The following is a 12,358-nucleotide window of genomic DNA, read 5'->3' as shown; positions in this document are numbered from 1 at the left end:
GCACATACCCCGGACCAGACCTGGCCGAACTCCCCCCGGTGTACTGCCTCCAGCGACCGTGATCGCGAATGTACACATGCCCGGCCCGGTTGCCCTAAGCCGAATCACCTCCGATGCCAAGTATGACAACTGTGGGTCGTTCGGGGCACCGCGGCGCGCAGGTATCGTCGATCGTGGGGCCGGCCGAACTGCAGCTGTCCAGACCGGGGAGAAAGATTGCGCATCGGGAAAATTACGATCGGCTCGCTCGGTGATTGGACGCCGACCCCAGGATCGGTGATCTCCTGGCACCCGACGGCCGCGGCCGCCGAAAAGGTCCGACGGGCGCCGGCCAGTTCCGTGCCGGTCAGCTACATGCAGCGCCAACACCTTCGTAACTATCACGAACGGACGGCCGCGGGGCTGGACTTTTCACGGCAGATCATCGCCACCTGTGAGGTGCCCGGCCGCTGTGATATCGCCGCCATGGATCACGCCGTCAACGCGTACCTGCGTCGGCATGACACGTTCCGCAGTTGGTTCGAGCGCACCGGTAACGGCGAGTTCGTCAGGCACACCGTCAGCGACCCCGCCGACATCGAATTCACGCCGATCGAGCACGGCGACATGACGGTTGACGAAATACGCGCCCATGTCGTGGCCATACCGAATCCGCTGGAGTGGGGCTGCTTCACCTTCGGGATCATCCAGAGCGAGGGCCGCTTCACCTTCTTTGCCGCCATGGATCATGTCCACGGGGACGCGACGTTGATCGGCACCACGATGCTGGAGGCCAACGGAATGTATGCGGCGTTGAGCGGAGGCGGCGAACCCCTTGCGCTTCCCGATGCCGGCAGCTTCGACGATTTCTGCGCCCGTGAACGCCAGTACACGTCGACGCTGACCGTGGATTCGCCTGAGGTACGCGCGTGGATTGACTTCGCCGAAAACAACAATGGCGGCTTTCCTGAATTCCCACTCCCGCTGGGTAACCCGTTGGAACCGAGTGACAGTGACATGGTCTCCGAACTCCTGATGGACGCGGAACAGACGGAGCGGTTCGAATCGGCCTGCACAGCGGCCGGCGCGCGCTTCATCGGCGGCTTGTTCGCCTGCATCGCCCTGGTGGAGCACGAGTTCACGGGCGCTCTCACGTATTACGGCCTCACTCCACGGGATACGCGCAGAACGACGGATAATTTTATGACGCAGGGCTGGTTTACCGGCCTGGTCCCGATCACCGTGCCAATAGCCGCGGCCTCTTTCGGCGATGCCGCGTGGGCGGCGCAGGCGTCCTTCGATTCGGGTCTGGACTTGGCGAAGGTGCCGTACTACCGCGTACTGGAGCTGGCGCCGTGGTTGAGTTGGCCACAGCCAGATTTTCTGGTGACGAACTTTTTGCATGGCGGCGCCGCCCCGCTCAACGCTGTCCTCGCGGCGGCCGAACTGGGCCTTGCGAACAACATCGGGATCTACTCTGACGGCCGGTATTCCTATCAATTGACCAGCTATCTCTTTCGGTACGGGGAGGGCACGGCAATGGCGATCATGTATCCCGACAATCCGGTCGCCCAGAAATCGGTTCTCCGCTACGTGGAGGCGATGAAATCCGTATGCGTGCGGGTCGCCGACAGCGGGCATTGGGGACGCGTTGCGTAGCGTGGGGTAGTTCGATGGCTCGTGAATGGCTCGGGGTGCTGGGGTGAGGGCGATATGCGACGGCTAGCCGATTTCGTGGTGCGGTGGCCCTGGGCGGTGATAGGGCTCTGGGTCGCGGTTGCGGTCGCCCTGCCGCTGACACTCCCCTCCCTGGGCGAGATGGCCCAGAAGCATCCGCTCGCCATCTTGCCCAGCGACGCGCCGTCGAGCGTCACCGCCCGAAAGATGACCGAGGCGTTTCACGAATCGGGCTCGGAAGACCTCCTGTTGGTGGTCCTGACGGACGACAAATCCCCGCGAGGGCTGGGCCCCGCCGACGAAGCCGCCTACCGCAACGTGGTGGACGCGCTGCGCCAGGACACGCGAGATGTCGTGATGGTGCAGGATTTCCTCAGCACGCCGCCCCTGCGCTCGGTCGTGACCAGCGAAGACCACCAGGCGTGGGTGCTGCCGGTCGGCGTTGCGGGCGAGTTGGGCACCCCACGGTCCTACGCCGCCTTCAACCGGATCGGCGACATCGTCAAACACGCCCTGACACAGGCCCCCGCCGGAACGCATCTCACCGCACACCTCACCGGGCCCGCGGCGACCGTCGCCGACCTCACGGTCGCGGGCGATCGGGACCGGATGCCGATCGAGCTGGCGATCGCCGTCGCGGTGCTCATCGTCCTGCTGATGGTGTACCGCAGCGCCGTCACCATGCTGCTGCCGTTGCTGACGATCGGGTTGTCCCTGGTGATCGCGCAGGCGGTGGTGGCGGGCTACTCCCAGCTGACCGGCTCGGGCGTCTCGAACCAGTCCATCGTGTTCCTGAGCGCGATCATGGCCGGCGCCGGAACGGATTACGCGGTCTTTCTCATCAGCCGCTATCACGACCATCTGCGGTCGGGCGCGGATTTCGACCAGGCGGTCCGGCGGGCGATGATCTCGATCGGAAAGGTGATCGCCGCCTCCGCCGCCACCGTGGGAATCACATTTCTGCTCATCAGCTTCGCCCGAATGGGCGTGTTCAAGACGGTCGGGGTGTCGTCGGCGATCGGGATCGGCGTGGCATTCCTCGCCGCGGTGACGTTGTTGCCGGCGATCCTGGTGCTCGCCGGGCCGCGCGGCTGGGTCAAGCCGCGGCGCGAACTGACCGCCCGGTTCTGGCGGCGCTCCGGCATCCGCATCGTGCGCCGGCCGAAAGCCCATCTGGTCGCCAGCGTGCTGGTGTTGATCGTCCTGGCCAGCTGCGCCGGCCTGGTGCGCTACAACTACGACGATCGCAAGGCCCTGCCGCCTTCCGCTCCCAGCTCCCTCGGGTATGCCGCGCTGGATCGCCATTTCCCCGTGAATCAGTCCATCCCGGAGTACATCCTTATCCAATCGCCGCACGACCTTCGCACGCCGCAGGCCCTTGCCGACTTGGAACAGATGGCGGACCGGGTCAGCCAATTGCCGAACATCGCGGCCGTCAGCGGCATCACCCGTCCCACCGGAAACGTGCCGGAACAGTTCAGGGCCACCTATCAGGCGGGCGCCATCGGCACCTTTCTGGCCGGCGGGTCGACCCTGATCAGCGACCACACCAACGACCTCAACCGGCTGGTCCAAGGGGCCGGCACGCTGGCCGACAGCCTCGGCGACGTGCGCGGCCAGGTCAGCCAGATCGCTGCCGGCGTGCAGGAACTGGAGAATGCCTTCTCCTCGGTGAAGAACCAGTACAGCGGCGACACGCTGGTCAAAGAGGTCGACATCGCCGCCCAACTCGTCGACCACGTCAACTCGCTCAGCAACACGATGGGCTGGAACTTCTCGGCCGCCAAGAACATGTTCGCCTGGATAGGCCCGGTGCTGGCGGCGCTGCAGGGTAACCCGGTCTGCGACACCGATCCGTCGTGCAGCGCCACCCGCGGGACATTCGAGCAGCTGGTCGGTGCGCGCGATCAGGGGGACCTCGACGCGATCAACGACCTGGCCCACCAACTGCAGGACTACCCGGACAAACGGGCACTGAAGGCGTCGACGGACCGCCTGCGTGCGGCGCTGGCGAAGCTCACCAACGTGCTGCGCTCCATGGGGATGGACCAGCCCGGCGGGCTGCAGGGGAACCTGAACAAGCTGCAGGACGGCGCCAACCGGTTCGCCGGCGGGAGCCGCCAGGTCGCCGACGCGGTGGCTCAACTCGTCGACCAGGTCAAACAGCTGGGCGCCGGGCTCAGCGAGTCGGCGGCGTTCCTGCTGTCGCTGAAACATGATGCGGCACAACCGGCGATGGCCGGGTTCAACATCCCGTCCCAGCTCCTGCACCTCAAGGAATTCCAGCAGGCCGCCAAGGTATTCATTTCGCCCGACGGCCGCTCGGTGCGGTATCTGGTTCAGACCAAACTCAATCCGTTCAGCACCGAAGCCATGGATCAGGTCAACGCGATCGGTGCGACCGCCCGGGGGGCCCAACCGAATACCGCGTTGGCGGACGCCACGGTATCGATGGCGGGATACACCGTTGGGCTGAAGGACACGCGCGACTACTACCAACACGACATCCGGTTCATCATCGCGGTGACCCTGCTCGTCGTGCTCGTGACCTTGATCGCGCTGCTGCGTGCGATCGTCGCGCCGCTGTATCTGGTTGCTTCCGTGGTCATTTCGTATCTGTCGGCGGTGGGCATCGGCGCTCTGGTGTTTCAATTCCTCCTCGGCCAGCAATTGCATTGGAGCGTGCCGCCGCTGGCATTCGTGGTGCTGGTCGCGGTGGGAGCCGACTACAACATGCTGCTCGTCTCGCGCATGCGCGACGAGTCTCCGCACAGCATGCGCTACGGCATCATTCGCACCCTGGGTTCGACGGGCGGCGTGATCACCGCGGCGGGCCTGATCTTCGCCGCCTCGATGTGCGGCCTCCTGTTCTCCAGCATCGGCACCGTGGTCCAGGGCGGTTTCGTGATCGGTGTGGGAATTTTGCTGGATACCTTCCTGGTGCGCACCGTCACGGTTCCCGCCGTCGCCGCGCTGGTCGGCCGGGCGAACTGGTGGCCGTCGCGCATGGGCGCGCGGCGGACGCGCCGAGCCGCAACCGAGTTAGCGCACCACGCATGATGTATGTGAAACTACGAGACGAAGGCGAGCCGTCGGGGGCAGGCATGAGGAAACTACTCGCAGGACTGACGGCGCTGGTAACCGTCAGCGCCACAGGATGTTTCGGCGTCGGGACCGCGTCGGCCGATGACACGCCCGTCGGCGGGCCGCCGACGCCCGGGGCGCCGGGCGACCAGACCGCGTTCGCCCTCGGCGGCGCTCACGTGCTGGGCATCCCCTACGACGAGTACATCCGCCAGGAGGGCGCCCAATGGTTCCCGGGCCAGAACCGCGAGATCGTCCGCTACCCGGCGGGGCAGGTTCAGGGCCACGTGCTGGAGCGGCTCTTCCCGGGCATCGGCAAGATCGGCGAGGAGCTGTTCCCGGGCCTGGGTCTGGACGGCCCCAGCGTTGGCGAGTCGGTCGACGCGGGAGTGAACAACCTCGATGCGGCGATCCGCACCGGTCGCCCCGGTACGGCGATCGGCTTGTCCGAGGGCGGGTTCGTGGTCGACGGCGAGCAGGCCCGGCTGGCGAATGACCCGACCGCTCCCCCGCCGAACACGCTGAACTTCGCCACATTCGGCGACCCGGTCGGGCATCACGCCTTCGGTCAGAGTTTCCTGACCGCCATGTTCCCGGTGGGCAGCGTCGTTCCCGCACTCGACTACCGCATGCCGCCGCCGTACGAGAGCCAGTACGACACCAACAGGTTCGTGGCCGCCTACGACTCGATCGCGGACTTCCCCGACCGGCCGGACAACATGTTCGCCCTCGCCAACACGCTCATGGGCCTCGCGACCGGTCACACGGCGGTGGCCTTCACCAACTCGAGCATGGTGCCGCCGCAGAACATCAGGACGACGATCAACTCCAGGGGCGCCAAGGACACGACGATCATGGTCCCGGAGAAGCACCTTCCCCTTGTCATGCCGCTGAAATACATCGGGATTGACGAAGACACGCTGAACAAGCTCGACGCGATCCTGATCCCCCGGGTGAACGCGGGCTATGCGCGAAACGACGACCCGTCGACCGCTCCGGTCCAGGTGGATCCGGTGCGCGGCTTCGACCCGGCGGAGGTCACCGCGCCGGCCAACCAGGCGACGTTCGGCGGCGGCGCCGATCCGTTCTCGCAGATCCTCAGTGGCGCCATGTCCGTGTTGTCGCACGGCCCGGGACAGGCCGACCACTGAATCCGAACCGACGGACGTGATGTGACGCCAATGACACCGGGGCCCCAGTCATCCATTCTCTCGATGCTGCACGGGCGTGCCAGCCTGCGGCCCAACGATTTAGCGTTCACCTTTACCAATTACGAGCACGATTGGGAGGGTGTCCCCGAGAGCCTCACGTGGTCGCAGTTATCCCGCCGAACTCTCAATGTGGCACGCGAGCTCAGCCGTCATGGCTCCGTCGGAGACCGGGCGGTAATCCTGGCCCCGCAGGGCCTTGACTACATCCTGGCGTTTTTGGGATCCATGCAGGCCGGGCTGATCGCGGTCCCGCTCCCGTTGCCGCACCGCGGCTCGAATCACGAGCGGGTGAGCGCGGTCTTCGCCGATACGTCGCCCTCGGTCGTCCTCACAACGTCCGCGGTCGCGGAAGACATCACCGACTATGTCGATCAAGCACGCCTGGACGCCGTTCCCGAGGTCCTCGAAATCGATTCGATGAACCTGGACGCCGACGGCGGAACAAGCCTTCAGACAAGGGATTTACCCAGCACGGCGTATTTGCAGTACAGCTCGGGTTCGACCCGGCTGCCGACCGGAGTCATGCTCTCGCACCGCAACCTCCAGGTGAACTTCGAGCAGCTGATGCGCAGCTTTTTCGCGGACTCCAAAGTCCCGTCCGACGCCACGATTGTGTCGTGGTTGCCCTTCTACCACGACATGGGCTTGGTGCTGGGGGTCTGCGCACCGATCCTCAGCGGCCATCGCGCCGAGCTGACGAGCCCGGTTTCGTTCCTGGAAAGGCCGGCCCGGTGGGTGCGAGCCCTGGCCGAGAATCCCCATACGTGGTCGTCGGCGCCCAACTTCGCCTTTGACCTGGCCGCCCGCAAGACGACCGACGGCGACCTGGCCGGGCTCGACCTCTCCGGCGTGCTGGGCATCATCAGCGGCGCCGAACGTGTCGAGCCGGCCACCCTGCGGCGCTTCGTCGATCGGTTCGCGCACTTCAATTTTCGGGACCACATGATGCGTCCCTCCTACGGGATGGCCGAGGCGACCGTCTTCGTGGCGACCGGCACGTGGAGCGAATCATCGCCGGCGGCCCACTTCGACGTCGGGGAACTGGGCGCGGGCCGCGTTCGGCGGTGTGCGCCCGGGACCGGCACGGCGCTGGTCAAATACAAAGTCCCGCAATCGCCCATCCTGCGGATCGTCGACGGCGACACATGCCGCGAGTGCCCGCAGGACGTGGTCGGTGAGATCTGGGTGCATGGCGACAACGTCGCCGACGGCTATTGGCGCAAACCCCCGGAGGAGCAGCGCTGCTTCGGCGCGACGCTCGTCGACCCGTCGCCGGGCACGCCCGACGGGCCCTGGCTACGAACCGGCGACCTGGGTTTCCTCTCCGAGGGTGAGCTGTTCATTGTCGGGCGCATCAAGGACCTGTTGATCATCCGCGGGCGCAATCACTATCCCGAGGACATCGAGGCGACGGTCCAAGAGATCACCCGCGGCCGGGTCGCCGCGATATCGGTCCCGGTGAACAGCACCGAGCAGCTGGTCACGATCATCGAGCTCAAGAAGCGGAGCCACCCCGACGAGGACGCGATGCGCTGGCTCAGCGAGGTCAAGAGCGATGTCACCTCCGCGATCTCCAACGCGCACGGCCTGAATATCGGGGACCTCGTCCTGGTGCCGGCCGGGTCGATTCCCACGACCACGAGCGGCAAGATCCGGCGCGCCGCCTGTGTCGAGCAGTACCGCGAAGACCGATTCACCCGGTTGGACGCCTAGAAAAAACCGGGTCGGCCATTGGGGCGCCCGGCTCGCGTGCGCGTGGGCCGGGTTGAACATAATGGGTCCAATCGCACCCGCCGCAAAGGAGACCCCGATGAGCACAGCCAGCACCGACCGCCCGCTGCGGGTGATCCAGTGGACGACCGGCAACATAGGGCGGCGTTCGCTGCACGCCATCATCGGCCGGCCCGACATGGAACTGGTCGGGGTGTACGCGCACGGGGCCGACAAGGTGGGCGTCGACGCCGCCGAGCTGGCCGGCCGGCCGGAGCCGACGGGGGTGCGGGCGACCAACGACATCGACGCGCTGCTCGCGCTGGGCGCCGACGCGTGTTGCTACAACCCGTTGTGGCCCAACGTCGACGAACTCGTGCGGCTGCTGGAATCGGGCGTCAACGTGTGCTCCAGCGCGGCCTGGATCACCGGCGGCAAGCAGACGCCGCAGGACCGGAAGCGCATCGAGGACGCCTGTGCGCGCGGCAACTCGACGATCTTCGGCAGCGGCGCGCATCCCGGGATGACGAACATGGTCGGCATGGCGCTGTCCGGCTCCTGCGAGCGCGTCGACGAGATCCGGATCACCGAGTCGGTGGACTGCTCGACGTACGAGTCGGCGGAAACCCAGACGGCGATGGGGTTCTCACAGGACCCCGACACGCCGGGGCTCGCCGAGAGCGTGCGCCGGGAAAGCGAGGTGTTCGCGGAGTCGGCGGCGATGATGGCCGACGCGATCGGCGCCAAGCTGGACAGGATGACCTTCGACGTCACCTTCACCGCGGCCACCGCCGACTCCGACCTGGGCTTCATGAAGATCCCGGCGGGAACGGTCGGCAGCGTCTACGGCTATCACCGCGGCTGGGTCGGCGACCGCAACGTCGTCAGTGTCGGATTCAACTGGACCATGGGCAGCCACGTGGTCCCGCCCAAACCGCTCGAGCACGGTCACGTCATCCAGGTGTTCGGGCTGCCCAACATGCGCACGGTGCTGCACTGCCTGCCGCCGAAGGACTGGACCGAGCCCGGCTTCATGGGCCTGGGCATGATCTACACCGCGATGCCGGTGACCAACGCCGTCCCGGCGGTGGTGGCCGCCAGACCGGGCATCGTGACGCTCGCCGATTTGCCGCCGGTCACCGGCCGGATCGGCGCGATGGATCCGCGATAGGCCTATGTCGTTGCCCACACCGAAGGGGCCCCGAGGAACGCTTCCGTGCACTAAGGTTTAGGATGCTTAGCCGAGCAAAGGTTCCGTCGACAGCCGGCGTTGTCGACCGGGACAGCGGCGAGCGGAAGGCGGTCAGGTGAGGGCTAGACCACGTACCGGCGCCATAACCCGGGCCGTCAAGCGAGCGTGGATACCGCTGGTGCTGGTGGTCGTTCTCGCGGTCTCCGGATTGATCGTGTCGCGGCTCCACAAGGTCTTCGGGTCACAGGACCTCAACGCGAACGCCGGGGCCGGGATCGAGATCGTCCAGTTCAACCCGAAGGTGGTCGTCTACGAGGTGTCCGGCCCACCCGGGACCACCGCGAACATCAACTACTGGGACGAGAACGCCAACACGCATCAGGTCAATGCGGTGCCGCTGCCGTGGTCGACCACGATCTCGACGACGCTGCCGGCCGTGAGCGCCAACATCATGGCGCAAGGCGACGGCAACCAGATCAGCTGCAAAATCACCGTGGACGGTGTGGTCCGCGAACAACAAAACGCCGACGGCCACAACGCCCAGACCTTCTGCCTGGTGAAGTCCGCATGAGCGACCTGAACAGCACGAGCCACTCCGGCATCAAAGGCGCCGACGACTCCGAGGCCACGGGGCCGATCAAGGTCCAGGAGTCGGGGCGCCCCGAGCGCGGCCACTGGCCGCTCATCCCGCACATGATCCGCTGGTTCGCGGTGCCGATCATCTTGGCCTGGGTGTTCTTCACCGTCCTGGTGAACGTCATCGTTCCCCGGCTGGAGGTCGTCAGCGAGCAACACTCGGCGCCGATGACGCCCCTGGACGCGCCGTCCATGAAGGCGATGATGCGCCTGGGTCACAACTTCCGCGAATTCGACTCCAACAGCACGGTCATGATCGTGCTGGAGGGTCAGCAACCCCTCGGCGACGACGCGCACCGCTACTACGACAACCTGATTCGCCAACTGCGGCAGGACTCCACGCACATCCAGCACATCCAGGACTTCTGGGGCGACCGGCTGACGGCCGCGGGGGCGCAGAGCGCCGACGCCAAGGGCGCCTACGTCATGCTGAACCTCGCCGGCAACCAGGGCACCACGCTGGCCAACGATTCCGTCGACGCCGTCCGCACGGTGATCGAGCGAAACCAGCCGCCACCCGGCGTCAAGGCCTACGTCACCGGTCCCGCCGCGCTCTCCGATGACATGCACATCATCGGTAACGCCAGCCTGGCCAAGATCACGCTGTTCACCCTGGGCGCCATCGCGATCATGTTGCTGCTGGTGTACCGCTCCATCGTCACCACACTGGTCCAGCTGTTCATGACCGGGATCGCGCTGGCATCCTCGCGGGGGGTCGTGGCGGTTCTCGGATACCACAACGTCTTTGGGCTCACCACATTCGCCGCCAACATCCTCACCATGCTGGCGATCGCGGCGGGGACGGACTACGGGATCTTCCTCATCGGCCGCTATCAAGAGGCGCTGCGGGCCGGCGAGGACCGAATAACCGCCTACTACACCACGTTTCGCGGGGTGGCTCCCGTCGTCCTGGGGTCGGGCCTGACCATCGCCGGGGCGACCTACTGCCTGAGCTTTGCCCGGCTGCCCTGGTTCAACACCATGGGCGCACCCGTGGCGATCGGCATGCTCGTCGTGGTGCTGGCCGGCCTCACGCTAGGTCCCGCGGTCGTCGTCGCGGGCAGCCGCTTCCATCTGTTCGAGTCCAAACGGGCGGCCAGGCAGGGGCGGCTGTGGCGGCGGATGGGCACCGCGGTCGTGCGTTGGCCCGCACCGATTCTGGCCGTCAGCGGCGCGATCGTCCTGGTCGGCATGGTCGCCCTGCCCGGCTTCAAGACGAGCTACAACGACCGCTACTACCTGCCGACCTCGGCCCCGTCCAACGTCGGGCAAGCGGCCGCGGACCGGCACTTCTCGCAGGCCCGGATGAACCCGGACATGTTGATGATCGAGGCCGACCACGACATGCGGAATCCCGCGGACATGCTGGTCCTGGACAGGGTCGCCAAGAACGTCATGCGCACGGTCGGCATCGCGATGATCCAGGACATCACCAGGCCGCTGGGCATTCCGATACAGCACAGCTCGATTCCGTTCCAGAACAGCATGCAAAGCCAAACGACCATGCAGAACATGGCCTTTCTCAAGGACCGCATGGCCGACATCCTCAGGATGGCCGACGAGCTGCAGGCCCAGATCGATACCACGCAGCGCCAGTACGAGGTGTCGCTAGACCTCGCCAATGCCGCCGACGACAGCGCACGGACCACGGCGGTAACGTCGCAAATCACCGACACCCTGCGCGACCACATCGCGGATTTCGACGACACCTTCCGGCCGCTACGCAGCTACTTGTATTGGGAGAGGCACTGCTACGACATTCCCGTGTGCGTCGGGTTGCGGTCCCTCTTCGACACGTTCGACGGGTTCGACCAGCTCGCCGAGCAGTTCCACTACCTCACAACCGATATCCAGCACACCGCCAACGCCACACACGACCTGAACGCGCTGTTTCCCACGCTGATTGCGACGCTGAAGACCACCAAAGGGATCACGCTGACGCTCTACCAGACGTTCAGGGCGATGATCGACCAGATGGAGGCCATGAGCAACACCGCGATCGTCATGGGGCAAAGCTTCGACACCTCCAAGAACGACGACTTCTTCTACCTGCCGCCGGAGGCCTTCGACAACCCGGACTTTCAGACGGGGCTTCGCATGTTCTTGTCGCCGGACGGCAAGTCGGCGCGCTTCTTCATCACCCACCAGGGCGATCCGATGACGCCGGAAGGGATCTCGCGCGTCGATTCGGAGCGAACCGCGGCGCAGGAGGGGCTGAAGCAATCCTCCCTCTCGGACGCCAAGGTGTATCTCGGCGGCACCGCCGCGACCTTCAAGGACATGGCCGACGGCGAGAAATACGACCTCATGATCGCGGTGGTCTCGGCGCTGACGCTGATCTTCATGATCATGCTGCTGCTGACCCGGAGCGCGGTGGCGGCGCTGGTGATCGTCGGCACCGCGGCCAGCTCCATCGCCGCGTCGTTCGGGCTGTCCGTGCTCATTTGGCAGGATCTGTTCGGCATCAAGATCCACTGGATCGTCGCGGCGCTGTCCGTGATCATCCTGTTGGCCGTCGGCTCTGACTACAACCTGCTGCTGGTCTCCCGGTTCAAGGAAGAGATCCACGCCGGGCTCAAGACGGGGATCATCCGGTCGATGGCCGGCACGGGCGGGGTGGTGACGGCCGCGGGCCTGGTGTTCGCCTTCACCATGGCGTCCATGCTCGGCAGCGACTTGCGCGTGCTCGGCCAGTTCGGGTCGACGGTCTGTATCGGTCTGCTGCTCGACACGCTGATCGTGCGCACGCTGCTGATGCCGTCGATCGCGACCCTGCTCGGGCGCTGGTTCTGGTGGCCGCAAGTCGTCCACCCGCGCGGCGACAACGCCCGGCGGGCGGTCAGCGCCTAGCCCCGATGGTGGCGACCCA

General features: G+C 66.0%; 7 protein-coding genes. All 7 read left to right on the top strand.

What is annotated here, in order from left to right:
* Nucleotides 1-216 precede the first annotated feature (216 nt).
* Nucleotides 217-1,638 (top strand): condensation domain-containing protein, encoded by a 1,422-nt coding sequence (locus tag G6N25_RS17860; protein WP_083072053.1) that lies wholly within the window; start codon nucleotides 217-219, stop codon nucleotides 1,636-1,638.
* Nucleotides 1,639-1,692: 54 nt separating this feature from the next.
* On the top strand, nucleotides 1,693-4,716 hold the full coding sequence (locus G6N25_RS17855; protein ID WP_179961679.1) for an MMPL/RND family transporter: 3,024 nt from the start codon (nucleotides 1,693-1,695) through the stop codon (nucleotides 4,714-4,716).
* A 44-nt stretch (nucleotides 4,717-4,760) separates the two neighbouring features.
* Complete coding sequence (gene pe / locus G6N25_RS17850; protein ID WP_083072052.1) at nucleotides 4,761-5,891, top strand: acyltransferase PE; 1,131 nt, start codon at nucleotides 4,761-4,763, stop codon at nucleotides 5,889-5,891.
* Between the two features lie 30 nt (nucleotides 5,892-5,921).
* A complete protein-coding gene (locus tag G6N25_RS17845) occupies nucleotides 5,922-7,664 on the top strand; it encodes an AMP-binding protein (RefSeq protein WP_083072051.1) in 1,743 nt (580 codons plus the stop codon).
* A 97-nt stretch (nucleotides 7,665-7,761) separates the two neighbouring features.
* Nucleotides 7,762-8,832, top strand: a complete 1,071-nt coding sequence (locus G6N25_RS17840) for an NAD(P)H-dependent amine dehydrogenase family protein (RefSeq protein WP_083072050.1) — start codon at nucleotides 7,762-7,764, stop codon at nucleotides 8,830-8,832.
* Nucleotides 8,833-8,995: 163 nt separating this feature from the next.
* On the top strand, nucleotides 8,996-9,424 hold the full coding sequence (locus G6N25_RS17835) for an MmpS family transport accessory protein (RefSeq protein WP_083072122.1): 429 nt from the start codon (nucleotides 8,996-8,998) through the stop codon (nucleotides 9,422-9,424).
* Nucleotides 9,421-12,339: an MMPL/RND family transporter gene (locus tag G6N25_RS17830; RefSeq protein ID WP_083072049.1), complete on the top strand. Its 2,919-nt coding sequence runs from the start codon at nucleotides 9,421-9,423 to the stop codon at nucleotides 12,337-12,339. The genes G6N25_RS17835 and G6N25_RS17830 overlap by 4 nt, the downstream gene beginning before the upstream one ends.
* Nucleotides 12,340-12,358 lie beyond the last annotated feature (19 nt).

The organism is Mycobacterium heidelbergense (genome assembly GCF_010730745.1).
GTDB classification, from domain to species: domain Bacteria; phylum Actinomycetota; class Actinomycetes; order Mycobacteriales; family Mycobacteriaceae; genus Mycobacterium; species Mycobacterium heidelbergense.
Note: the sequence above shows the minus strand (reverse complement) of the source record. Positions and strands in the feature narration are given on the sequence as shown.